The sequence below is a fragment of the Campylobacter sp. BCW_6464 genome (assembly GCF_001762775.1).
GTDB lineage: Bacteria > Campylobacterota > Campylobacteria > Campylobacterales > Campylobacteraceae > Campylobacter_D > Campylobacter_D jejuni.
The window spans coordinates 89,772-113,611 of sequence record NZ_MJXM01000047.1 but is presented as its reverse complement, the minus strand read 5'-3'; the positions used below and the strand labels follow the sequence as shown (position 1 = coordinate 113,611).

General features: G+C 30.1%; 23 protein-coding genes and 2 pseudogenes. 12 read left to right on the top strand and 13 right to left on the bottom strand.

Features of this window, described 5'->3' with window-relative positions; translation table 11 throughout:
• The first annotated feature begins 28 nt into the window (after positions 1-28).
• The 3 genes from AJ885_RS05855 to AJ885_RS05845 all read left to right on the top strand — a co-directional run bounded on the left by AJ885_RS05855 (position 29) and on the right by AJ885_RS05845 (position 3,599).
• A complete protein-coding gene (locus AJ885_RS05855) occupies positions 29-1,375 on the top strand; it encodes an FAD-dependent oxidoreductase (protein WP_070210144.1) in 1,347 nt (448 codons plus the stop codon).
• 48 nt (positions 1,376-1,423) lie between these two features.
• Positions 1,424-2,866 carry a pyruvate kinase gene (gene pyk / locus AJ885_RS05850; RefSeq protein ID WP_002865887.1) on the top strand — a complete coding sequence of 481 codons (1,443 nt, stop codon included), beginning with the start codon at positions 1,424-1,426 and terminating at the stop codon, positions 2,864-2,866.
• Between the two features lie 97 nt (positions 2,867-2,963).
• Positions 2,964-3,599, top strand: a complete 636-nt coding sequence (locus AJ885_RS05845) for a hypothetical protein (protein WP_002860276.1) — start codon at positions 2,964-2,966, stop codon at positions 3,597-3,599.
• Positions 3,600-3,629: 30 nt separating this feature from the next.
• On the opposite strand, the gene pflB is transcribed toward AJ885_RS05845, so the two are convergent.
• The 5 genes from pflB to der are packed head-to-tail and all read right to left on the bottom strand — an operon-like array spanning position 3,630 to position 10,170.
• Positions 3,630-6,092 (bottom strand): motility protein PflB, encoded by a 2,463-nt coding sequence (gene pflB, locus AJ885_RS05840; RefSeq protein WP_044778521.1) that lies wholly within the window; start codon positions 6,090-6,092, stop codon positions 3,630-3,632.
• Between the two features lie 9 nt (positions 6,093-6,101).
• Positions 6,102-7,337, bottom strand: a complete 1,236-nt coding sequence (serS, locus tag AJ885_RS05835) for a serine--tRNA ligase (protein ID WP_002882722.1) — start codon at positions 7,335-7,337, stop codon at positions 6,102-6,104.
• A gap of 10 nt (positions 7,338-7,347) precedes the next feature.
• Complete coding sequence (gene trpS / locus AJ885_RS05830; RefSeq protein WP_044778519.1) at positions 7,348-8,307, bottom strand: tryptophan--tRNA ligase; 960 nt, start codon at positions 8,305-8,307, stop codon at positions 7,348-7,350.
• Positions 8,304-8,801 carry a shikimate kinase gene (locus AJ885_RS05825; RefSeq protein WP_079264319.1) on the bottom strand — a complete coding sequence of 166 codons (498 nt, stop codon included), beginning with the start codon at positions 8,799-8,801 and terminating at the stop codon, positions 8,304-8,306. The genes trpS and AJ885_RS05825 overlap by 4 nt, the downstream gene beginning before the upstream one ends.
• Positions 8,788-10,170, bottom strand: a complete 1,383-nt coding sequence (gene der, locus AJ885_RS05820; protein ID WP_002922512.1) for a ribosome biogenesis GTPase Der — start codon at positions 10,168-10,170, stop codon at positions 8,788-8,790. The genes AJ885_RS05825 and der overlap by 14 nt, the downstream gene beginning before the upstream one ends.
• Positions 10,171-10,271: 101 nt before the next feature.
• On the opposite strand from der, the gene AJ885_RS05815 reads away from it, so the two are divergent.
• From AJ885_RS05815 to AJ885_RS05785, 7 genes and pseudogenes are all read left to right on the top strand, one after another.
• A complete protein-coding gene (locus AJ885_RS05815; protein ID WP_002877515.1) occupies positions 10,272-11,204 on the top strand; it encodes a DMT family transporter in 933 nt (310 codons plus the stop codon).
• Positions 11,201-12,016 carry a 3-deoxy-8-phosphooctulonate synthase gene (gene kdsA / locus AJ885_RS05810; RefSeq protein ID WP_002854449.1) on the top strand — a complete coding sequence of 272 codons (816 nt, stop codon included), beginning with the start codon at positions 11,201-11,203 and terminating at the stop codon, positions 12,014-12,016. Before AJ885_RS05815 ends, kdsA begins: the two co-directional genes overlap by 4 nt.
• Positions 12,013-12,477, top strand: coding sequence for a 6,7-dimethyl-8-ribityllumazine synthase (ribE, locus tag AJ885_RS05805; protein WP_002854278.1), 465 nt, complete (start codon positions 12,013-12,015; stop codon positions 12,475-12,477). The genes kdsA and ribE overlap by 4 nt, the downstream gene beginning before the upstream one ends.
• Positions 12,477-12,875: a transcription antitermination factor NusB gene (gene nusB, locus AJ885_RS05800; protein ID WP_002854405.1), complete on the top strand. Its 399-nt coding sequence runs from the start codon at positions 12,477-12,479 to the stop codon at positions 12,873-12,875. Before ribE ends, nusB begins: the two co-directional genes overlap by 1 nt.
• Positions 12,872-13,549 (top strand): annotated as a pseudogene (pyrF, locus tag AJ885_RS05795) (orotidine-5'-phosphate decarboxylase); the annotation flags it as partial. The gene nusB and the pseudogene pyrF, both read left to right, overlap by 4 nt.
• Before the next feature lie 57 nt (positions 13,550-13,606).
• On the top strand, positions 13,607-14,500 hold the full coding sequence (gene msrP / locus AJ885_RS05790; RefSeq protein ID WP_070210143.1) for a protein-methionine-sulfoxide reductase catalytic subunit MsrP: 894 nt from the start codon (positions 13,607-13,609) through the stop codon (positions 14,498-14,500).
• A complete protein-coding gene (locus AJ885_RS05785; RefSeq protein ID WP_053872455.1) occupies positions 14,500-15,072 on the top strand; it encodes a sulfite oxidase heme-binding subunit YedZ in 573 nt (190 codons plus the stop codon). Before msrP ends, AJ885_RS05785 begins: the two co-directional genes overlap by 1 nt.
• Here AJ885_RS05785 and AJ885_RS05780 read toward each other — a convergent pair.
• The 8 genes from AJ885_RS05780 to rpsU form a co-directional block, all read right to left on the bottom strand.
• Positions 15,037-16,749, bottom strand: a complete 1,713-nt coding sequence (locus AJ885_RS05780; protein WP_002861139.1) for an AAA family ATPase — start codon at positions 16,747-16,749, stop codon at positions 15,037-15,039. The genes AJ885_RS05785 and AJ885_RS05780 overlap by 36 nt on opposite strands.
• Positions 16,749-17,573, bottom strand: coding sequence for a hypothetical protein (locus AJ885_RS05775; RefSeq protein WP_070210142.1), 825 nt, complete (start codon positions 17,571-17,573; stop codon positions 16,749-16,751). Before AJ885_RS05775 ends, AJ885_RS05780 begins: the two co-directional genes overlap by 1 nt.
• A gap of 10 nt (positions 17,574-17,583) precedes the next feature.
• Positions 17,584-18,060, bottom strand: a complete 477-nt coding sequence (locus AJ885_RS05770) for a hypothetical protein (RefSeq protein WP_002933969.1) — start codon at positions 18,058-18,060, stop codon at positions 17,584-17,586.
• Positions 18,061-18,068: 8 nt separating this feature from the next.
• On the bottom strand, positions 18,069-18,560 hold the full coding sequence (locus AJ885_RS05765) for a YajQ family cyclic di-GMP-binding protein (protein ID WP_002933971.1): 492 nt from the start codon (positions 18,558-18,560) through the stop codon (positions 18,069-18,071).
• Entirely contained in the window at positions 18,550-19,485 is a 936-nt protein-coding gene (locus AJ885_RS05760) for a D-2-hydroxyacid dehydrogenase (protein ID WP_070210141.1), read from the bottom strand. The genes AJ885_RS05765 and AJ885_RS05760 overlap by 11 nt, the downstream gene beginning before the upstream one ends.
• A 3-nt stretch (positions 19,486-19,488) precedes the next feature.
• The gene (locus AJ885_RS05755; RefSeq protein ID WP_004305426.1) at positions 19,489-20,658 is read right to left on the bottom strand and encodes a glutathionylspermidine synthase family protein; all 1,170 of its coding nucleotides are present in this window, start codon (positions 20,656-20,658) and stop codon (positions 19,489-19,491) included.
• Positions 20,659-20,667: 9 nt separating this feature from the next.
• Positions 20,668-21,273: a UPF0323 family lipoprotein gene (locus AJ885_RS05750; RefSeq protein WP_004305428.1), complete on the bottom strand. Its 606-nt coding sequence runs from the start codon at positions 21,271-21,273 to the stop codon at positions 20,668-20,670.
• 115 nt (positions 21,274-21,388) lie between these two features.
• The gene (gene rpsU, locus AJ885_RS05745) at positions 21,389-21,601 is read right to left on the bottom strand and encodes a 30S ribosomal protein S21 (protein WP_002780697.1); all 213 of its coding nucleotides are present in this window, start codon (positions 21,599-21,601) and stop codon (positions 21,389-21,391) included.
• Positions 21,602-21,759: 158 nt separating this feature from the next.
• Here rpsU and ccoG point away from each other — a divergent pair.
• A pseudogene (gene ccoG, locus AJ885_RS05740) lies at positions 21,760-23,137 on the top strand (cytochrome c oxidase accessory protein CcoG).
• A complete protein-coding gene (cmeR, locus tag AJ885_RS05735; protein WP_002861132.1) occupies positions 23,124-23,756 on the top strand; it encodes a multidrug efflux system transcriptional regulator CmeR in 633 nt (210 codons plus the stop codon). The pseudogene ccoG and the gene cmeR overlap by 14 nt, the downstream one beginning before the upstream one ends.
• Positions 23,757-23,840 lie beyond the last annotated feature (84 nt).

The following is a 23,840-nucleotide window of genomic DNA, read 5'->3' as shown; positions in this document are numbered from 1 at the left end:
GTTTATTAAAATAAAAAAAGGAAAAACAATGAGCCAACAAGAATTTGATGTGCTTATCATCGGAGCTGGAATTTCAGGAGCAGCATTATTTTACGAGCTTGCAAGATATACAAATATTAAAAATATTGCTTTGATAGAAAAATATAATACAGCTGCAACATTAAATTCTAAGGGAACGAGTAATTCTCAAACCATTCATTGTGGAGATATTGAAACCAATTATACTTTAGAAAAAGCGCGAAAAGTAAAAAGAACAGCTGATATGATAGTTAAATATGGACTCATGCAAAATGCGCAAAATAATTTCATGTTTTCTCATCAAAAAATGGCTCTAGCTGTTGGAGATATAGAATGTGATTATATGAAAAAACGCTATGAAGAATTTAAAGAACTTTATCCTTATATAAAATTTTTCGATAAAGCAAAAATCAAACAAATTGAACCCAAGGTTGTTTTAGGAGAAGATTGCAATCAAGATAGACCTGAAAATATCTGCGCCATGGGTGTTGAAAGCGGCGAGGTTTTTACAACTGTAGATTTTGGGAAAATGAGTATAAATCTAATAGAACAAGCCCAAAAACAAAATAAAAATACTTTTGTTGCCTTTAATCAAGAAATTATTCACATAGAAAAAAAGGAAGATATTTTTATATTAAAAACCTCAAATCATCAAGAATACCATGCCAAAAGCGTAGTTGTCAATGCTGGAGCGCACTCTTTATATTTAGCACATAAAATGAACTTAGGTATGGATAAGTCTTGTTGGCCTGTTGCAGGAAGTTTTTATTTAACCAAACAAAAACTTTTAAATGGTAAGGTTTATATGGTGCAAAATCCTAAACTTCCATTTGCAGCTCTTCATGGAGATCCTGATTTACTTGCTGATATGAACACTCGCTTTGGACCTACCGCACTTGTTATTCCAAAACTAGAACGTTATCATGGTCTAAAATCAGTTCCAGAATTTTTTGAAGCGCTAAAACTTGATAAAACTGTTTTAAAAGTAACTTTTAATATGTTTAAAGATGCAACAATTAGAAATTACATCTTTTATAATTATCTTTTTGAACTACCTTTTGTTGATAAAAGCTTATTTGTTAAAGATGCCAAAAAAATAGTCCCAAGTCTTAAAGCAAGCGATATTTATTATGCGAAAGGTTTTGGAGGCGTAAGACCGCAAGTTATTGATAAAACTAAAGGAGAATTAATGCTAGGTGAAGCAAGCATCACAGAAACCCCTGGTATTATTTTCAATATGACTCCAAGTCCTGGAGCAACAAGTTGTTTAGGAAATGCTGAAAGAGATGCAAAGCTTGTGTGTAATTACCTAGGAATGGAATTTAACGAAGATAAATTTTCTTCAGAATTATTGTAATCATTTTGTTTCTATTTTTAGCTACAATAATTTCAAAAGGAGTTTACCATGCTTAAAAAAACAAAAATTGTAGCCACAGTAGGTCCAGCAAGTGAAAAGGAAGAAATTCTACGCCAAATGATTATCAATGGTGTAAATGTTTTCCGTTTAAACTTTTCTCATGGAACACATGAGTATCATAAAAAAAACTTAGATACCATAAGAAGAGTAGCTAAAGAATTGCATACTCGTATTGGAATTTTACAAGACATTAGTGGTCCTAAAATTCGTACAGGCGAACTTAAAGAACCATTTGAATTAAAAAAGGGTGATAGACTTGATTTTTATCGTGAAACAATTTTAGGGGAGAAGATTGCTCAAAATCATTATAAAATCAGCATCAATCAAAAATCCATTTTAGATATGTTAAAAATTGATGAATATATTTATCTATATGATGGATCAATTCGTGCTAAAGTAGTAAGCATAGATAATCAAAAAATTGAAACCATTATAGAAAATGATGGTTTTTTAAACTCAAATAAAGGTATTAATTTTCCGAATACTAAAATCAATATTGATGTTATTACACAAAAAGATAAAAATGATTTACTTTGGGGTATAAAAAATGAAGTAGATTTTTTAGCAATATCTTTCGTACAAAATGCACACGATATTGATGAAGTTCGTGAAATTTTAGCACAAAATAACGCAAAAATATCTATTTTTGCAAAAATTGAAAAATTTGATGCAGTAGAAAATATTGATGAGATTATTAAATCTAGCGATGGTATAATGGTTGCAAGAGGAGACTTAGGTATTGAGGTACCTTATTATAAAGTTCCTAATATCCAAAAAGAAATTATACAAAAAGCAAACAATGCCTCTAAGCCTGTTATTACTGCAACTCAGATGCTTTTTTCATTAGCCAAAAGCAAAACCGCCACAAGAGCTGAAATTTCAGATGTTGCAAATGCTGTTTTAGATGGAACAGATGCAGTAATGCTAAGTGAAGAAAGCGCCGTTGGTATAGATCCTGCAAACGCTGTTGATATAATGTGCCAAACTATAATAGAAACAGAAAAACGCTATCCATATAACAAATTTAATGATTTTAATGATTTAGACAATACAGATAAAATCATGCGTTCTTCAGCTCATCTTGCAACAGATCTTAACGCTGATGCTATTTTTTCTTTAACAAGTAGCGGAAAATCTGCTATTAAGATTGCAAGATATCGTCCAAATATAGAAATCATAGCAGTAGGGCATTCTGAAAAAACCTTAAACTCTTTAAGTATAGTTTGGGGAGTTAATCCTGCGATCTTGGTTAACAAAAGTAATGAACTTACAGAATTATTAAAAGACTCTGTAAGATCAAGTGTTGAAAAAGGTTTTATGGATGAAGACAAATGCTATCTTCTAACTGCAGGCTTTCCAACAGGAGTAGAAGGTACTAGCAATCTTATCCGCATTCTCAATAAAGAGCAAATTGCTTATTATCTACAATAAAACATTAAATTCCTTTGAAAATAAGGAATTTAATGTCCTTATAAATTTTTTAAGTCAAAAGTCGATATAAATTAAAGCCTCACACAAAGGAGCAAATATGCAAGTGAATACTTTTTCAAATATCGCTAGCATGGCACAAACACAAGTTAGCAATAAGAAGGCAGATGATGCTAAGGAAAACACAAAAGACAAAAATGTTCAAAGTGCTAATTCTAGCAAGGATGTAGATAAAAATACCCTTGAAAAATTAAATGCACTTGGTGGAAAGGGCATTACACAAATTTACCTAGTTCAGTTTCAACAGCAAACAATGAATGCTGTAATAGGTTCGAGCAATGCCCAAACTGGACTAGATAGTCTTTTAAATGGTGCCAATTTAGATACTGCGAAATCTATACTTACAAATATTGATTTTGCATCCTTAGGCTACAGTGGCAAAAATCCACTTGATATGAATACAGATGAACTTCAACAACTTGTAAGTGAAGATGGTTTTTTTGGAGTGGAAAATACAGCCAATCGCATCGCGGATTTTGTTATTAAAGGCGGTGGCGACGATGTTGAAAAATTGAAAAAAGGTCTTGAAGGTATGAAAAAAGGATTTGAGCAAGCAGAAAAAATGTGGGGTGGAGAACTTCCTCAAATCAGTCAAGATACAATAGATGCGGCACTTAAAAAAGTTAGCGATCGCATTGATGAACTAGGCGGAAAAACTCTAGATCTTCAAGCTTAACTAAAAATGCTTAGAAATTTCTAAGCATTTTTAGTTGTTATTAATATCAAAAGTAAAAAATTCACTCTTAAAATTATTAGGTAAAGTTTTATACTGAGATATCGCAGCTTCATAGTTCTTTACTTCTTGATACAACATACCAAGAGCTGCTTTACTTTCTTTGTTATTTTTATCTGTAAGTTTAGAAAGCTGCAAAAGCGCTATAGCTGAATTTGGATTATTTGCACCTACGGCTGCTACGGCTGCTAAAAATAAAGTTTTAGTATCTTTAGCTCCATAATCATCAATCAAAGAATTGTAAAGCGCATAAGCCTCCTCGTATTGCTGTGCAAAAATATCCAAATAAGCTAAAGTTTGCAAAATACCCTCATCTTTTGCTCCTGAAACATTAATCAACTCTTTAAATTTCTGTCTTTCTAAATTTAAAAGCCCTGCAATATGCATTAAATTAACATAAAATTCCCTAGCTATATTTGGCCCACCAAAAACACTACGATAATCAAGTTTTAAATTTTTAAAATGAATTTGAGCATTTTGAGCATATTCTTTAATATTTAAATTTGAATTTAAAGAATTAAAATACAAAATATTTGCCAAAATATCTTCAGGCAACTCTGAACGCAATTTAGCAATTTTCACATCTACTTGATTATTAAGGTTATTATTTTTAGCAACAATAGCTTCAAAAATCAAACTCAAAGGCGTGTCTTTTTTTGTTTCATCTAAATAAGGAAGCATAGAAATATAATCATTATTAACTAAAAACAACATACTTTTTTGCATATTAGCTTTAAAATTAGAATCAGCAGCTATATTATCAAGAATTTCATTGTAAAGTTTAGTTGTATCAATATCAATTAATTTTGCACAAAACATAGCAAAAGCACCTGCTAAGTAATTTTTAGGATTAAGATGATATGAACTTGAAAAATGCTTATAAGCAAGTTCATAATTTTGCATTTGGGCATAGGTTAAAGCCAAATTATAATGTAAAATACTATGTTCTGGATAATCCTTGATAAGTTTTTGAAATTCTTGGTTAGCAAGGCGTAACTTCTGATTTAATGCATAGTTAATAATATTGGCAATTTTTACATTGGTAGATGAAAGAGCCTTGCTTGTATTAAGATAAACTCCCGCATCAGCACTATCATCAACGAAATCTGTAACATTAGCTTTTTTAATATATAAAGCAGCCTGCTTACTATCAAAAACCTGATAAGGTGCAAAATAAAAAAGCAAATCGAATTGATCTTTTTGTTTTTTTAGCAAATCTTTTGAAAAAGAATTTTGAGCAACTGCTATATTAAAAAGATCCTTATTTAAACGAACTTGAATTTTATAAGTATCTAAAATCTTATATCTATCTTTATCGTTATCATAAGAATTTTGTAAGCGCGCTAACATATCTTGATAATTTCCTGTTTTAATATCAACCAATGTTAAAGCCGCTAAACTTTGATTAAAATCTCTTTCAATTTTCATCGCTGTACTTAAAGCGACTTTAGCTTTAGCATATTCTCCTATTCTAGCGTATAAAAGACCTAAAGATAAACTAGATTCAAAATTGCCTTGAGAATTTAATTGCTGTATAGCCTTGGAATCAAAGTCCATTTTTGCATAAATTTTAGCAGACAAATACTTTGCAACATCAGAATACGGCTCCACATCTGTTCTTTGTAACATTTGTAAAGCCTCAGGGTAATATCCTTTGTAATAATTAATCAAGCTTAAATAATAATCATATAATTTTGATTTTCCTTCTTTTGGAAGATACACTTGAGCTAAATCAATATAATATCTAAATTTTTCCTTATCATTAAGCTTTAAAGCACAAACAGCAGCATTGATAGCAGCTACACTTTGATTTTCTCCATTGGCTATAGCTTTCTTGAAGCTTTCAAAAGCTTCTTGGAATTTATTCTCATTCATTTGAGAAACGCCTAAATTATAATTAGATAAAGATTCGTTATATACGGCAACTTGCTCATAAACTTTTAAAGCCTGTTCAACTTCACCCTTTAAATATAAAGCATTTGCTTTTTGGATCATACCATCAATTCTTTGCATATCATTGTATTTATATGATTCATCAGGCATAACAACAGGTTGTTCTAAAGGCTTAGAAGCTATAATATCTGGTTTAATTTTTCCTTCACTAAAAGTTAAATAAAAAAGTGTAAAAACTAAAATACAAATAATCCCCAAAGATAAACCCACAAGAGACATAAACTTACGATCTTTATACCAAGGCGTAGGCTCTTGACTTTCAACTTCTTCAAAAGTTGATACATCTTCAGGCGCACTTTCTCTTGTAAATTTAAAACCACTATCACTATTTTCTTGAGGTAATTCTTCTGGCAATGATGCAAATTCTTCATCTTCTGGAGCTTGCCCCTCTTGCCCTTTAAATCCCTCTAAACTCTCATCAAGTCTTGGTTGATTTAAGCCATCTTCGGGTTTTTCTAGTATTATATCTTCTTGTTCAGCCATCTATACTCTTTAAAAATATTTTTTCAAAGCATCAGGAATATGAATTTTTCCTTCTTTATCTTGATAATTTTCCATAATCGCTACCAAGGTTCTTCCTACTGCCAAAGATGAGCCATTAAGAGTGTGAACGAGTTCATTTTTTCCTTGTTCATTTTTATAGCGAATTTTAGCACGTCTTGCTTGAAAATCACGACAATTTGAAACCGAGCTGATCTCACGATATTTATTTTGTCCTGGAAGCCACACTTCAAGATCCACAGTTTTTGCTGCACTAAAACCCAAATCTCCAGTGCAAAGCATCAAATGTCTATGCGCTAAACCTAAAGAACTCAGCAAATCACTTGCACACTCAAGCATTTCATTAAACACGCTATCACTTTGCTCAGGTTTAGTAATACTTACAAGCTCTACTTTTTCAAACTGGTGTTGTCTTATAATACCTCTTGTATCACGCCCTGCACTGCCTGCTTCTTTTCTAAAACAAGCGCTATAACAAGTCATTTTTATCGGTAAAGTTTCACTCGCTAAAATTTCTCCACTATAAAGATTGGTTACTGGAATTTCAGAAGTTGAGATCAAATACAAATCCTCATCATCTACCTTATACATATCTTCTTTAAATTTTGGCAACTGACCTGTCCCAAACATAGTAGCACCATTTACCAAAAAAGGCACATTAACAAATTCAAATCCACGACTTCTATTAAAATCTATCATATAATTTACCAAAGCGCGGCTTAATAAAGCTCCTTCGTTTTTAAGCACACAAAAACGACTTTGTGAAATTTTTACCCCACGCACAAAATCAAGCCAATTTAAACTCTCACCTAATTCAAAATGTTCTTTTGGAGTAAAATCAAAGCTAGGTGGATTTAAAACTTTTTTAAGCTCCACATTTTCATCTTCGTCTTCACCCACAGGCACACACTCATCAGGGATATTTGGGATGGCATGAGCAATTTCTTCAAGCTCATTTTCTAAAGCATTTACTTTAGTGCTTTGCTCATTAATTTTGCTTTTATTTTCGCTTAATTTTGCTTTTAAACTTTCTTTATCTTCGGCTGTAGCAAGCTCTTTACTGAATTTATTTTGAAAAGCTTGAAATTCTTCTAAAGCTGTTTTTTCTTTTTTTAAACTTGCAAAAAGTTCAGCAAGTTTTTTTAAGATATTTTCATCAACTTTTTTATTTTTCAACTTTTTAGCCACTTCATCAAAATTATTTTGCAAATTTTTTAAATCTAGCATTTTCTACTCCTTAAAGTCCGATTTTTTCATAAATTTTTTGCATTTTTTCTTGGGCGATTTTTCTTGCTTTAGTCGCACCAAAATCCAAAATTTCTTTCAAATGCGAAGGCTTTTCTAAAAGCTCATTGTATTTTTCTCTTGCTTCTTTAAAATAAGCATTTACAAGCTCGTTTAAATACATTTTAAAATGTCCATAACCCTCACCACCTTTTTCATAGCGTATTTGTAATTCTTTTTGCCCTAATTCATCTAAAAAAAGCTTTGCGATTTTAAAAACATTGCAGATTTTAAAATCTTTTGGATCTTCTAAAGCGGTACTATCGGTTACTATGGAAGAAATTTGTTTTTTTAAGGTTTTTTCACTGCTAAAAATATCTATAGTATTTTGATAAGATTTACTCATTTTTGCTCCATCAGTACCCACAACTACAGCTACTTCTTCATTCACTCTTGCTTCTGGAAGGGTAAAAATTTCTCCCCATTCATTATTAACTTTTAAAGCAATATCACGTGCGATTTCAACATGTTGGATTTGATCTTTTCCCACAGGGACAATTTGCGTATCAAAAAGCAAAATATCTGCTGCCATTAAAACAGGATAAGAAAAAAGTCCGTGTGAAGCACTAAGCCCCTTAGCAACTTTATCCTTATAACTATGCGCACGCTCTAATAAACCCATAGGAGTAAATTGCGATAAAATCCAATAAAGCTCCATAACTTCCTTAACATCACTTTGCAACCAAAAAACGCTCTTTTGCGGATCTATACCAAGGCTTAAAAAAGCCGCAGCAGCTTTTAAGGAATTTTGTTTAAGTTTTTCTCCATCTTGAGAAGAAGTCATGGCATGATAATTAGCAATAAACATAAACATTTGGCTTTTTTCTTGTGCATCTACCATTTGCTTAATCGCACCAAAATAATTACCTATATGCAAATCGCCACTTGGCTGAAGGCCTGTTAATACTCTCATTTTACCACCTTTTTAATCTCGCTTAAAAGCTCATCTATATTTTTATTTTCTATATTTAAAATAAAATTTGCCTTTAGTTCATACTTGCTTAAACGCTCATTATATAATTTTTTTGCTTTAATTTCATCATAAAATAAAGGTCTTTTAGAAATTTCATCTTTGTCTAAACGCTTTTTTAAATATTCAAAACTTGCTTTTAAATAAATACAAAAACCTACTTTTTCTAAATTTGAAACATTAACAAAACCCCCGCCTGTAGCAATACAAGTTTTCTCACAAGAACTAAAAAAATCAGCCATTTTTTGCTCTTGTTCTCTAAAAAAAATCTCGCCTTTTTGTGCGAAAATTTCACTGATTTTTTGATTAAATTTTTGTTCTATTAAAAAATCACTATCTAAAAAAACAAGATCTAAATCCTTAGCCAAAGCTCTTGCTAAAGTGCTTTTTCCAGAACCCATAAATCCTATAAAAACGATATTTTTAGCTTTCATCATTTTCTTTACTGCCCTTTTTACGCGAAGCAATCACTAAAGGCACACCTTCGAAATTAAATTCTTTTCTGATTTGATTTTGTAAATAACGCTTATAGCTAAAATGCAAGGCCTTAGGACGATTCATAATAAGTGCAATTTTTGGCGGTGCTAAGTCATATTGTACTGCATAATAAATTTTAACCAATTTCCCATAATCATGCGGCAAAGGATGTGCTCTTGTGGCATTTTCTATCAAAGTATTAAGCTTAGAAGTTTGGATTTTTTGAGTGAAATTTTCAAAAATTTGCAAAATTTTATCGAGTAAAACATGCACCCTTTTTCCACTTAAAGCTGATACACTAATCACAGGTGCGTAAGCTAGAAATTTAAAACGATCAAGACGCAATTCTTTTACAGTCTTATCAAAATCCATCTCACTTTTATCCCATTTATTTAAAACAATAATCACACCCAAATAATGCTTAGCCACAAGCCCAGCAATGCGTTCATCAAGCTCGTTAAAGCCCTCATGCGCATCTAAAACCAAAAGTGCTATTTGAGAATGAGATAAAATTTTTTCCGTGCGATTTAGGGCAAAGCGTTCGAGTCCTTGAATTTTACCCCTTTTTCTAATACCTGCAGTATCAACAAATTCTATCACTTTATCTTTATGAACTACACTTTCATTAACAGGATCTATAGTAGTTCCTGCGATAGAACTTACAACACTGCGTTCTTGTTTAACCAAAGCATTTAAAAGACTTGATTTTCCAACATTTACACGCCCTACAATACCCACTCTGATATGATTTTGATCGACTTCTTTAAATTGAAATTCTTTTCCTTCTTCATAATGCTCTAAAAAATCTTCTAAATTTTCTTCTTCATCGGGGATTAAAAACTCTTCATGTAAAAATTTTTCAAGCCATTCATAAAGTTCATCTAAGCCTACATTATGGGTTACTGAAAGATTAAAGATTTCCTTTACGCCAAAATTTGCAAACTCCCAAGCCCTTTCTTCATCTTTTTTATTATCTACTTTATTAATCACTAAGGCTATAGGTTTTCCAAGTTTTTTTAAAGAATAAAAAAACTGTCTATCCTCATCATCAGGCGCTAATTTTCCATCAACTAGATAAAGTATGATATCGCTTTCTTTGGCTACTTTTAAAGTGTTTTTTTTCACATTTTTAAAAAGTTCATCACTTTCATCAAGCCCTCCACTATCAATAAGCATGGCTTTTTTTGAATGAATATGAATTTCTGTTTTATTTGTATCTCTAGTTGTACCTGAAATATCACTTGTAATAGCTATTCTTTGTCTTGCCATTCTATTAAAAAGACTTGATTTACCAACATTTGGCTTACCTATAAGTATGATGCTTTGCATTTTTTTCCTAGAAAATTATATTTTTAAAATTATATAAAATTTGGCTTAATATTAAGCAAAAAAAGACTAGAATTAACCCAGATTTTAGTCAAGGAAAAAAAATGCTAAAAGTAATCAAGCATAATTTAGGAATTTATTTCATGATTTTAGCATGTTTGGACTTTGCACTTATGGGAGCTTGTGCAAAAATTCTTAGCAAGGAAATGAGTTCTATAGAAATTATGTTTTTTAGAAATATTATAGGAATTTTTTTCATAGTCTATCTTTTAAAACGATCTAAGGCACATAAAGAAGGGGGACATTTTTGGCTCTTGGTATTTCGTGGAGTAGTAGGCACGCTTTCACTATATATGTTTTTCTATAATGTTTCAAATATTACACTAGGTGGAGCTTTTGCTTTTCAAAAAACTGCTCCTATTTTTATTACTTTAATAGCTTTTGTTGTTTTTAAAGAAAATATTGGCATCAAAGGCTGGATAGGAATTTTAATAGCATTTGGTGGAGTACTTTTAATCGCTCAGCCTTGGGCTCATAATTTAAATCATTCAGGCTTTGATTTAAAAAATTCAGTTATAGGTATCACGAGTGGATTTTTAGCTGCTTTAGCTCTTACAAGTGTAAGAGAACTTAGAAAATCTTACACTACAGAACAAATTGCCTTTTCTTTTATCCTTTTAGGAACCTTAATGCCTTTAATTTCTATGATCAGTGCTGAATTTTTTGAACCACAGCATCTTGATTCTTTACATTTAGATTTCATTCTAGCACCTTTTGTGATGCCAAGTCTTACAGCTTGGCTTATCATTGCCATTATGGGAACTTTAGGCACCATTTATCAAATTCATGTCACTAAAGCTTATGGTATCGCTAAACAAGCAGGAGTAGTTGCTGGAGTTAGTTATCTTGATGTGGTATTTAGTATGATAGTTGGGATAATTTTAGGAGATAATTTACCAAGTACTATGGTTTTTTTAGGTATAATAGGCATTATTTTTGGTGGATTAATTTTAGTTAAGAACAAAGGAAAAAAATGAAAAAAATGATACTCATTGCTGGTCCTTGTGTGATAGAAAGCAAAGATTTGATTTTTAAAGTTGCCGAACAATTAAAAAATTTTAATGAAAACCCAAATATAGAATTTTATTTCAAATCAAGTTTTGATAAGGCCAATCGCACAAGTATTAATTCTTTTAGAGGTCCTGGTCTTGAAGAAGGATTAAAAATTTTACAAAGCGTAAAAGATGAATTTGGCATGAAAATCTTAACCGATATACACGAAAGCAATCAAGCAAACCCTGTAAGTGAAGTAGCTGATGTCTTGCAAATTCCTGCTTTTTTATGTCGTCAAACCGATTTACTTGTAGCCGCAGCAAAAACTAAGGCAAAAGTTAATATCAAAAAAGGACAATTTTTAAACCCAAGCGATATCAAATACAGCGTTAAAAAAGTTCTACAAACCCGTGGTATAGAAGATGAAGGCTATGAAGCTGCTCAAAAAAATGGTGTTTTTGTAGCTGAAAGAGGAGCTAGCTTTGGCTATGGAAATCTAGTAGTAGATATGCGTTCTTTAGTTATCATGCGTGAATTTGCTCCAGTTATTTTTGATGCTACCCATAGTGTACAAATGCCAGGGGCTGCAGGTGGAAGTAGCGGAGGGAAAAGCGAATTTGTAGAACCTTTAGCAAGAGCGGCAGCAGCCGTAGGCATAGATGGCTTTTTCTTTGAAACACATATTAATCCTTGCGAGGCTTTATGCGATGGACCTAATATGCTTAATCTTACACGCCTTAAAAATTGCGTTAATACATTACTAGAAATACAAAATATCATAAAGGAAAACAAATGAACATTATTGAAGGAAAATTAAATTTAGACTCAAATACAAAAATTGCTATCATTAATGCAAGATTTAATCATATCATCACAGATCGCCTTGTAGAAGGAGCAAAAGATGCTTTTTTAAGACACGGAGGCAAAGAGGAAAATCTAAGCCTTATACTTGTTCCTGGTGCTTTTGAACTTCCGTATGCGTTAAAAAAAGCTATAGAAAGCAAAAAATTTGATGCAATTTGTTGCGTAGGCGCAGTAATTCGTGGCTCAACTCCGCATTTTGACTATGTTTCAGCAGAAACCACCAAAGGCATAGCCAATGTGAGTTTAAATCATAATATCCCTGTAAGCTTTGGTGTTTTAACTACAGATACAATAGAACAAGCCATAGAAAGAGCTGGAAGCAAAGCAGGCAATAAAGGCTTTGAAGCTATGACAACTGTAATCGAGATGTTAAATTTAAGCAAGGAGCTTTAATGGCAACGCGTCATCAAGTTCGCCAAAGCGTCATCTCCTTACTTTATGCTTTTGAATTAAATTCTCAAAACAACGTTTTTGTAGATGAAATTTTAGATGAAAAAAAAATACGCAATGAACAAAAAAATTTTACTTTAAATTTATATCATGGAATTTTAGACAATTTAAACAATATTGATGAAACCTTAAATTCATTTCTAAATGATAATCAAATTACAGCTTTAGGACATGTAGAAAGAGCTATACTAAGACTTGGAGCTTATGAGTTACTTTTTACCGATACTCCTAGCGCCATTGTTATCAATGAGGCTATAGAACTTGCTAAAGAACTTGCTAATGATAATTCTCCAAAATTTATAAATGGAGTTTTAGATGCCTTGATAAAGGCTAAAAAATGAAGCTTTGTGTCGCACTTGATCTTTCTACAAAAGAAGAATGCTTGCAACTTGCTAAAGAATTAAAAAATTTAGACATATGGTTAAAAGTAGGTTTAAGAGCATATTTAAGAGATGGTTTTAAATTCATAGAAGAACTTAAAAAAGTTGATGATTTTAAAATATTTCTTGATCTTAAAATTCATGATATTCCCAACACTATGGCAGATGCTTGCGAAGAAATATCAAAACTTGGTGTTGATATGATCAATATCCACGCAAGTGCTGGAAAAATAGCTATGCAAGAAGTTATGACACGGCTTAGCAAATTTTCAAAAAGACCTTTAGTTTTAGCAGTTTCTGCTCTTACGAGTTTTGATGAAGAAAATTTCTTTAGTATTTATAGACAAAAAATCGAAGAAGCTGTAATTAATTTTTCAAAAATATCCTATGAAAATGGACTTGATGGTATGGTATGCTCTGTTTTTGAAAGTAAAATCATCAAAGAACACACTCAAAGAAATTTCCTAACTCTCACTCCAGGAATTCGTCCATTTGGAGAGAAAAATGATGATCAAAAACGCGTCGCTAATTTAACAATGGCTAAAGAAAATTTAAGCGATTTTATAGTAGTTGGACGCCCTATTTATAAAGATAATAACCCTAGAAAAATTTGCGAAAAAATTCTACAAGAAATTTAATAATCATTATCCTTGTTATGTTTTAATAATAAAAATTTTTAACAAGGAAAAATTATGATTATAACCCCTGAGAATTTATATAAAAAAAGAAGAGATTTTTTAAAACTTGGAGCAGGTGCTTTAATAAGTTCAAGCGTGCTTGCTTCTAAATTATCTGCTTTAAATTTCACAAGCGATACTAATCCAAACAAACTTGAAATCAGCGATGAAGAACTGGCTACAAATTATGTCAATTTTTATGAATTTTCAACAGATAAAAAAAAGGCTGTATCATTGGCACAAAATTTCAATACTCAAAATTGGAAAATCGATATCAGTGGAGAAATAGAAAAACCTTTAACTTTAAGCATGGAGGATATTTTAAAATTCCCGCTAGAAGAAAGAATTTATCGTTTTCGCTGTGTTGAAACTTGGTCTATGGTGGTACCTTGGGTAGGCTTTGAATTGCGTCGTTTGATTGAAATGGCAAAACCTACAAGCGAGGCAAAATTTGTTAAATTCACCACTCTTTTAGATAAGAGCCAATTTCCCGATCAAGACGCTTTATTTCCAACTATAGACTATCCTTATGTAGAAGGACTTCGCATGGATGAAGCTATGCATCCTCTTACCTTGCTTGCAGTAGGAATGTATAAAAAAGCCTTAAAGCCTCAAAATGGCGCTCCAATACGCCTTGTTGTCCCTTGGAAATATGGCTTTAAAAGTATTAAATCCATAGTTAAAATAGAATTTACCAAAGAACAGCCTAAATCCACTTGGGAAAGTTACGCTCCAAACGAATATGGTTTTTATGCCAATGTCAATCCTAATGTCTCTCATCCTAGATGGTCTCAAGCTAACGAGAGGGCTTTAGGAGACTTCTTTACCAAGCCTACTTTAATGTTTAATGGCTATGAAAAAGAAGTAGCAAGTTTATATAAAAACATGGACTTGAAAGTGAATTTTTAATGCAGACAAAATACTTTAAATTTCTTGCTTATTTTAGCTTTATCATAAGTTTAATCTATGGCTTTTATCGCATCATAAAAGCCTTTGATTTTGTAAAAGAAGCCTATATTTACACCGGAATATTTGCTTTGATCTTTTTAAATTTAAGTCTTTTATTTTCTTTGCTTAAATTTAAAAAAACAAAAAATTATCCTAAAATTTTAGGTATTTTTGCAGCTTTTTGGGCGATTTTGCACTTTTTAAATTATTTTATTTTTGATAGAAATGCTCAAATTTTAAGGCTTTTCGATGATATTTCACATCGTTTATTAGAAGCAAGTGGATTTATCGCATTTTTAATCATATTTTTAATGCTTTTAAGTTCTTTTAAAATCTTTAAAAAACTTAGTAAAATCAGAAAACTAGGATATTTATGCTTAGTTTTGGCAAGTTATCATTATTTTTTAACCCCAAAAATTCCTATGTTTTGGGAATGGAGTGCTTTAATTATAGCTTTGTTTTATTTTATAGTTCGCTATACAAAAACATTAAAAAAGTTAAAATCCAACAATCTTACTTTTATCAAAACTTGAATTTAATTCTTTTTGTATGCTTTCTATAAAATCTTGCATTTTAAAAACCCCATCTTGTGATACAGCTACTTTCAAAGCTGTATTCTTCACCACCATTAAAATTTGTGCTCCACTTAATTCATAATTTGATAAAATATTTATATCAAAATCTTTTTCAAATAATGCTTTTTTAGGTAGAAATTTTTCCCAAATTTTAAGCCTATCTTTAAAATCAGGTTTTTTAAATTCTATCTTATAATCAAATCTTCTTGAAAATGCACTATCTAAGCTTTCTAAAAAATTTGTCGTAGCGATAATCACACCACTAAAACGCTCAATTTGCTCTAAGAATATATTTTGCATTTGATTATGCATTTTATCACTACCACTACTTCCATCTACACGCGTACTTAAAAACTGATCGGCTTCATTGAGAAGTAAAATAGGACTTTGTTTGCAAGTTTGCACGATATTTTTATAAGTATCAAAAATTTTTCTTACATTTTGTTCACTCTCTCCAACCCATTTGCTCAAAATTTTAGAACAGTCAAAACTAAGAACAGATTTTTTCATTGATTTAGCCATAGCTAAAGCTGACATAGTTTTTCCAGTACCAGCAGGACCATAAAAAATAATTTTAGCTTCTATATTTTTATTACTCTTTATACCCCAAGAATGAAGTCTTTCTAGGACTTTTTTATCTTGTTGTTTTAAAATATTTTCTAAAAGCTCTTTTGTATTTTCAGGCATAATAATATCATTGATGTCAGTGCTTGGTTCTATAAGCTCGAAAATATCTTGATCTTTTAAAACACTTTCAATTTTGATTTTTTTACTTTGTTTTGGTTCAAAATTTATAATTCTTTGTAAAATTTCATCAATAATAAAAAAACTTTTAGAAATATCTCCAAAAGCATTTAAATATTCATCATACTCGATTAAGTTTAAAAGAGGAGCATTTTCTTGTAATAGTTTTTTATTTTTATGCCTTTCTAAATCATTTTCACTGATTAAAGAAAGTAAAGAATTCATTTCTCTAGAAATCGAACTTTCATTACTTAAGGCGTATTCTTCTTTTAAAAGTGCTAGAAAAATAATTTGTTCTTTATGTTCAAGATTGTATTCTTTAAAAATATCAGCCAATACATTATAAAATTTACTTTTTTTTAATCTTTCTTTGATATGTTTTTCATAAAGTTTAATTTGATTTTTTATTTCACTATTATAAGCACTTTTTTGTATAAAACTTAATCTTTCGTATAATTGAATACGCACAAATTCATCTTTTAAATATTCTAAATAATCTGCATAAGCCTCTTGTTTCTCAAAGTTTAAACGAGGTTTTGCTTCTAAAAATTCTAAAAAATATTCACTTAGACTAAGCTCACTTTGCAATAAGGCAAGAGTTAATGTTTGAGTTTTATTATTTTCTAAACTTTTAAAAAAACTCGAATTTTGATTTACAAAACCTCTTTCGATAAGTTTTTTTAAATCCTCCAAAGCATCAAGATAAAGATACTTATCATTTCCAAAAATTGTCGATAATAAAGTAAAGGCATTGATAGAAGAAATAGAAACGACATAATTTCTACAAAGTTCTCTAAGAATCAAAGCCTCATTTTTAGCACACTTAAGCTCTTTATAAATTTGAGTATCTTCTATATTTTTTAAACTTAAAAAATTTTTTAATTTTTCCATTATTTTTTAAATTCCTTAAGCTCATCTTCGTTAAATTCTACGCAAATATTTTCATCTAAAAAATGACCTTCAAAAGGTAGATAACAAATTTTTAGTTTTCCATTATTAAACAAAAAATTATTATTAAATTGTAGATTTTGCAGATCTTCAAAACACTCATCACATGTATTTTTAAGCTTCTCATGTAAAAGATTTTGAAATTTTTGATTTTCAGTATTATACAAATCATTTAGTTTTACAAATGCGTGAGCATTAATATCATAAACAAAATTATTTAACTCTAAAATAGCACGACTCATACCATCTTCATAAAAATAATACCATTCTTCAAAACTAATTTTTCCATCTTGTAAAAAAATAGGTTTTTGGCGAATTTGTTCAAAACTAAATACACCCTTATGAACAGGATGAAATTCTTTAAAATCATCATTAAAACCTATAAAATCAAGACTACGCTTTATACGAATGCCATCTTGCGTTTCAACAAGTTCTAAAGTAGTTGTTCCTAAATTTTCTCCTTGAAAATTTTTATTATCATATGTAAGCATTTTAGAAGAATTGATTTTATATTTTTTACGCTCATCCTGCCAAAAATCATTTGTCTTAACGAGCGGAATCTCTAAATTTCCATTTATATCATCAATAATTAAAAAACTAGAACTTGTTTGATTTTTATCCCTGTCAAAAAGTGGAGTCATAGGTGCATTATCATAAACTATGGCAAAAATTTCTTTATCTTGCAAATGATAAAAATACAATTCACCTTTATAAACTTGTGCTAAAGCTAGATTGACAAAGCAAAATACCAGTAAAAAAAATTTCAAACTCTATCCTTCAATTTTGAATATGCGTTAAGATAATTTTAGTATGTGAAATTTTATCAAAAAAACTTACTTTATTATCACAAACTTGATAAAAAATTTCATAATTTTTTGCTTTTAAATTTTGTTCAAAACCACAATCAGTTTTTTCTAAATTTCTACCCTGCCATAAAGCATTTGCCTTTAAAACATCACTTAAAATATCATCATAATATACATTTTTAAAAAATTTTTGATTAAACACTTTTTTATCATAACACACTGCATTGATGCAAATTTTATCCTTGATTTTGAGTTCAAAAAAAGCTTGCCCTAGTTTATAAACTTCTAAATTTAAAGCATTATTTTCTTTTTTTAAAAAAGCTGCATCATTGATTTTTATCATAGGAGAAGCAATCAAAACCATCAAGCTTTGACTTGAAAAATTTTGATTTTTCACACTACAAGCACAAAGAAAAAAAACAAAACATAGAGCTAAACAATGTTTCAAATTTAACCTTATTTGAGATTTTTAAAACTGACATTTAACTCTAAATCAAGCTCTTTTACAAGCTTCATCACAGCTTGTAAATCATCGATTTGTTTTGCTACAACACGAATTTCTTCACCACGAATCGAAGAGTTAACTTTAAGCTTGCTATCTTTAATAGCTTTATTGATTTTTTTAGCATTTTCACTATCAATAGCATCGTTTGCTTTCAAATTTAAACGAAACATTGCTCCACTTTCACGAGAAAGCTCTTTAATAGCATTAGGATTAATTCCTCTTTTGATAAGTTTAGAAATCACTATATCTTTTAGAACATCAAGTTTTCCTTCACTAGAAGAACTGAGTTTAAAAATACTCTCTTTTTCGCTTAAATCAATCTCACACTTAATTCCTTTTAAGTCATAACGACTATCAAGTTCTTTTTTAGCTTGTTCAAAAGCATTTTTTAACTCTTGCTTATCTAAAGCTGCTGAAATATCAAAACTATGTTCACTTGCCATTTTCTATCCATTCTTTTAAATTATTATAAACTATATCCATTAAAGCATTTAAAGCTTCCTTACTCGCCCATGCAACATGAGGGGTGATAATAAGATTTTCTTTATTTTTAATGCTTAAAAGCGGATGATTTTTCATCATAGGTTCAATTTCTAAAACATCGAGCCCTACACGAATATTTTTTTCATCTATGATTTTAGCTAAATCATTTTCATTGACAATCCCACCTCTTCCTATATTAATCAAAATCGCATTATCTTTTAAAATCTTTAATTCTTCAAAGGTGAGTAAATTTTTAGTTTTTTCATTTAAAGGTGCATGGATACTTATAATATCACAAGTTTTTAATAAATCTTTTAATTCTAAATGTATAAAATCTGCGTTTTTATTAGCTCCACTCGTAGAACAATAATAAATTTCAGCTCCAAAAGCCTTTGAAATTTTTGCCACTTCTTTACCTATAGTTCCTAAGCCTATAATACCATGTTTTTTACCGCTTAAGGTATTTAAAATTCTGCTATAATCTGTAAAAATAGGACTTTCACACCATTTACCCTCTTTACTCCATTTGTCATAATAAAGCACTTGATTTAAAAAAGCAAACATAAACGCAAAAGTATGTTGCACAACGCTCATAGTAGAATACCCAGCAGCATTTTTTACAATAATACCTTTTTCTTTAGCATACTCAATATCGATATTATTAACCCCTGTAGCAGTTTCTAAAATGAGTTTTAAATTTTTACAAGCATCAATCACATCTTTATCAATTACAACCTTGTTTGTCATGGCGACATTAGCATCTTTTAAACGCTCTATGGTTTGCTCTTTATTTGTTGTAGTATAAATTTGTAAAGAACCAAATTTTTCAAAAACACTTAAATCATAATCCCCTAAAGTTGCCGCATCTAAACAAACAATTTTCATTTTTCAATCCTTTATAATATGTCCTACAAATTTAGAATAATTATCAAGCACAAGACCGCCTTTTCTAAATCCTAAACCACACCCTTCATAGGCAAAGAAAACACCTGCTTGATAGTATTCGTTTTCACATGAATTAAATTCTACATATTCTTGATAAATAGCCTTATTATTCCCATAAGGACCTACATTTTCATGCAAAGTTTTTCCATCTTTAATTATACTGATATTTGCGCCTTCTCTACCAAAAACAGGTTTTTTAACATAGCTTTTACCCTCTAAAGGAGTATCTTTTGTTTCTAAAAGTAATGGATGATTTGGATAAAGTTCCCATAAAATTTTTAAAATTCCCTTAGATTGAAATAAAAGCGTATAAGCAGGATTTAAAATAATCGCTCTTTGATTACGCATGATTTGAGTTAAAAGCATGGCAAGTTCACCCTCTTCTATAGCTATATCTTCCCAAGGAATAAGCTTAAACCAATACTCATAATTTTCACCCTCTTTAAAAATTCCTTCTTCACTAAATTCTACCTCATCTACAAAGGAAAAATTAGTTTGAAAACCTGCTTCATTGGCTATATGAGAAAGTAATTTTGTAGTGATTTCTTCTTCTTTGCTTCCTGCAACACTTGAAAAAAGAATTTTCCATCCTTGATAATGCTCTTCAAACCCTTCAACACTTTCATCAAGGGTAATAAGTCTTTTAAAATTATCCATCAAACTTTCATAAATGCTGTTAAATTGTGCGCTTTCATCCATTCCATTTTGTTTTAAAAGTGCCCATTGTAAAATCGCACTTTCAAAAAGAGCAGTAGGGGTATCAGCATTAAATTCTATAAGTTTTATAGGCTTACCATCAAGTCCACCCGCTAAATCAAAACGCCCATATAAATGCCAATGAACCTCATTTTCCCAACTCATCTTAATCACATCAATAAGATTAAAAGGAATTCCAAGCTCATCAAAACGATCATTATCAATCACTTCTTGCGCTGCAGCAATAAACATATCATAAAGCTCATTTACCGCTTCATAATAAGCATTAGCTTCACTTTCCTTAACACAAACTAACTTATTGCTAATATAATCACTTCCATCTTCATCTGTATGCCAAAAAAAACCTATATTTTCTAAATAATCTTTTTGAAGTTTGTCTACTTGTAATAATTGCATTATTTATCCTTAAGAGCCAAAAGAAGAACTAGAACTTGTGGCTTTAGAGCCTCCACTAAAAAAACCTGATTTTTTAGCACTTGAAGCAGAGCTTGTTGTACCTGCTTTATTAAAACTATTAACACTCCTTTGATAAGCACTTTGATTTGAAAAAGCACCGCGTTGTTGGTTGGCAAAATTTTGATTATTGAAAAGTTTTGAACCTATCCAACTTCCCAAAATAGCACCTGCAGCACTTGCGAGTAAAGTTTCTCCTAAACTCAATCCTCCACTGCTGATTTGTCCATTGTCTTTAGTTAAATTTGAAGTTCCATTATCAATTTTAGCTGCTTCTTCTTTAATCAAAGCATCCATTTCTTCTTTAGATAAAATTCTTTCTGTACCATTAAGATCTTTTAAAACTACCCTTGTTTCATCACTTGGATATTGATCTTTGATTTTATACTGCCCTGGAGCTGTTTCTTCGATAATTACAAAAGCTCCTTGAGCATTAGCTGCTTGATTTAAAGTATCTGCATTGTCATTATTACTTCCACAACCTGCTAAAGCACCTCCAGCAACAGCTGCTAAACCACCTATCATACCAATTTGAATGATTTTTTTGATTTTTTTCATAAGTTTATCCTAAAAACAGAAAATCTAGATTAGAAATTTTAACAAAAAATAATAAATACTTTTTAATACCAAATGAAGTTTGCAGATATAAAAAAAGCCCTTTCGGGCTTTTGGGTTAGAGTCTTGACTCGTAGCGTCTAAGCATATAAAGTCTTTTAAGCATTTTTTTGCGTGCTGAAATTTTTTGTTTTTTGCGAATTTCAGTCATAGGCTCGAAAAATCTTCTTGCTCTTACTTCAGTTACAACTAGATTTCTATCTACTTGCTTTTTGAATTTACGATACGCTTCATCAAAAGACTCGTTAGGATGCACCTTGATTCCTGGCACAGTCCTCACCACCTTTCTGTGTAAATTTTTGTTGTGAAATATAATTATAAAACACTTCTTATTAATTCTAACTTAGAAAGCATTTAAAAATTGTTTTAGTTTTTATCGGTTATAATCCTTAGTTACAAAGTGCTAAAAATTATAATTAAGGTCTAAAAATGCAAGGACACATTACAAACTATACAAAAAAACGATATTTTATATATTTAATTGCAAGTATTGTCATATTTGCTCTACCTTTCATAAGAATTAATGAAAATCATTTTTTTCTTTTAAGTTTTGATCACTCTAAATTAAACCTATTTTTTATTTCTTTTTCAACACAAGAATTTTATCTCATGCCTTTTGTTCTTATATTTCTTTTTTTATTTATTTTTTTTATTACAACTTTAGGTGGAAGAATTTGGTGTGCTTGGAGTTGTCCACAAACAATTTTTAGAGTTATATATAGAGATATCATACAAACTAAAATTCTTAAAATTCGCAAAAATATCAATAACAAACAAAAAGAATATGAGGGACAATATTTTAAAAAATTTCTTGGAGTAATAATTTTTTATTTTATATCTTTAGTTGCTGTTAGTAATTTACTTTGGTACTTTATTCCTCCTGAAGATTTTTTCAATTATATTCAAAATCCTGGTGAGCATCTACTTTTACTTGGAGTTTTATTTTGTGCTAGCTTACTTTTTACTTTGGATATTACCTATTTACAAGAAAAATTTTGTATTTATGTCTGTCCTTATGCAAGAATACAATCTGTAATGTTTGATCATGATACAATGCAAGTGATCTACGATGAAAAACGCGGGGGTTTGATTTATGATGGACGCATCAAACTTCATAAAAAACCGCCTGAAGGAGAATGCATAGGTTGTGAAGCCTGTGTTAGCATCTGTCCAACTCATATTGACATACGCAAAGGAATGCAACTTGAATGTATTAATTGTCTTGAATGTGCCGATGCTTGTTCTAAGGTACAAAGCAAATTTAATCGTCCAAGTTTGATCAATTGGACAAGTGCAAAAGCTATTGAAACGCGTTCTAAGGTTCATTATTTAAGATTTAGAACGATAGCATATTTTATAGTTCTTTTAATTGCTTTATTGGCTTTAATTATCATGGGAAGCAAAAAAGAAAGCATGCTTTTAAATATCAATCGTAGTAGTGAATTATATAATATTTCAAATGTTAAAGGTAAATTAGTCATTTCAAATGCTTATACCTTTTTGTTTCAAAATACAGATTCTAAACCTCATGAATATTATTTTACAGCAAATTTAGAAGGAATAAATGATGGAATTGAAATCATAAGACCAAACAAACCTTTTAAATTAAAAGCAGGAGAACAAGTTAAAAAAATAGTTGTTATCAAAGCTACAAAAAATTTAGCAAACAACGATAAAAAAGATGTAATCTTTCCTTTACATATAAAAGCTTATGCAAAAGATAATGAAAAAATTTCGGTTTTTAGAAAAAGTATATTTGTATACCCCAAAAACACTCTTACAAAGGATAAAAAATGAACTCAAATAGAACACCATCACAAAAAGTTTTAGCTAGACAAGAGAAAATCAAAGCAGTGGCCTTAGAGCTTTTTTTAACAAAAGGTTACCAAGAAACAAGTTTGAGTGATATTATTAAATTATCCGGAGGATCTTATTCTAATATTTATAATAGTTTTAAAAGCAAAGAAGGATTATTCTTTGAAATTTTAGATGACATATGTAAAAAACATTTTCATCTTATTTATTCCAAAACACAAGAAATTGAAAATGGTACTTTAAAAGAAATTTTAACTTCTTTTGGTTTAACTTTTATAGAAATTTTTAATCAACCAGAAGCTGTAGCTTTTGGTAAAATTGTTTATTCTCAAGTTTATGATAAAGATAGACACCTTGCTAATTGGATAGAAAACAATCAACAAAATTTTTCCTATAACATACTTATGGATTTTTTTAAACAACAAAATAATTCTTATATGAAAAAAAATGCAGAAAAACTTGCTGTTCTTTTTTGCACTATGTTAAAAGAACCTTATCATCATCTTAATGTTTTAATTAATGCTCCTTTGAAAAATAAAAAAGAACAAAAAGAACATGTTGAATTTGTTGTAAACGTTTTTCTAAATGGGATCAATGGCTCCAAAGCTTAAAAAATAATTTTATTAACCAAAATTAAGATATAATTAGTCAAAAATTTTTGTAATAAATATTACAATTTTTAATTTAATTTTTCA

Bases quoted from the DNA above. Each gene is read 5' to 3' on its own strand.
- pyk (WP_002865887.1), top strand. From the start codon at position 1,424: ATGCTTAAAAAAACAAAAATTGTAGCCACAGTAGGTCCAGCAAGTGAA.
- AJ885_RS05760 (WP_070210141.1), bottom strand. From the start codon at position 19,485: ATGAAAATTGTTTGTTTAGATGCGGCAACTTTAGGGGATTATGATTTA.
- AJ885_RS05825 (WP_079264319.1), bottom strand. From the start codon at position 8,801: ATGATGAAAGCTAAAAATATCGTTTTTATAGGATTTATGGGTTCTGGA.
- der (WP_002922512.1), bottom strand. From the start codon at position 10,170: ATGCAAAGCATCATACTTATAGGTAAGCCAAATGTTGGTAAATCAAGT.
- kdsA (WP_002854449.1), top strand. From the start codon at position 11,201: ATGAAAAAAATGATACTCATTGCTGGTCCTTGTGTGATAGAAAGCAAA.
- trpS (WP_044778519.1), bottom strand. From the start codon at position 8,307: ATGAGAGTATTAACAGGCCTTCAGCCAAGTGGCGATTTGCATATAGGT.
- nusB (WP_002854405.1), top strand. From the start codon at position 12,477: ATGGCAACGCGTCATCAAGTTCGCCAAAGCGTCATCTCCTTACTTTAT.
- AJ885_RS05785 (WP_053872455.1), top strand. From the start codon at position 14,500: ATGCAGACAAAATACTTTAAATTTCTTGCTTATTTTAGCTTTATCATA.
- pflB (WP_044778521.1), bottom strand. From the start codon at position 6,092: ATGGCTGAACAAGAAGATATAATACTAGAAAAACCCGAAGATGGCTTA.
- AJ885_RS05765 (WP_002933971.1), bottom strand. From the start codon at position 18,560: ATGGCAAGTGAACATAGTTTTGATATTTCAGCAGCTTTAGATAAGCAA.
- cmeR (WP_002861132.1), top strand. From the start codon at position 23,124: ATGAACTCAAATAGAACACCATCACAAAAAGTTTTAGCTAGACAAGAG.
- AJ885_RS05755 (WP_004305426.1), bottom strand. From the start codon at position 20,658: ATGCAATTATTACAAGTAGACAAACTTCAAAAAGATTATTTAGAAAAT.
- AJ885_RS05780 (WP_002861139.1), bottom strand. From the start codon at position 16,749: ATGGAAAAATTAAAAAATTTTTTAAGTTTAAAAAATATAGAAGATACT.
- AJ885_RS05750 (WP_004305428.1), bottom strand. From the start codon at position 21,273: ATGAAAAAAATCAAAAAAATCATTCAAATTGGTATGATAGGTGGTTTA.
- ribE (WP_002854278.1), top strand. From the start codon at position 12,013: ATGAACATTATTGAAGGAAAATTAAATTTAGACTCAAATACAAAAATT.
- serS (WP_002882722.1), bottom strand. From the start codon at position 7,337: ATGCTAGATTTAAAAAATTTGCAAAATAATTTTGATGAAGTGGCTAAA.
- msrP (WP_070210143.1), top strand. From the start codon at position 13,607: ATGATTATAACCCCTGAGAATTTATATAAAAAAAGAAGAGATTTTTTA.
- AJ885_RS05845 (WP_002860276.1), top strand. From the start codon at position 2,964: ATGCAAGTGAATACTTTTTCAAATATCGCTAGCATGGCACAAACACAA.
- AJ885_RS05855 (WP_070210144.1), top strand. From the start codon at position 29: ATGAGCCAACAAGAATTTGATGTGCTTATCATCGGAGCTGGAATTTCA.
- AJ885_RS05815 (WP_002877515.1), top strand. From the start codon at position 10,272: ATGCTAAAAGTAATCAAGCATAATTTAGGAATTTATTTCATGATTTTA.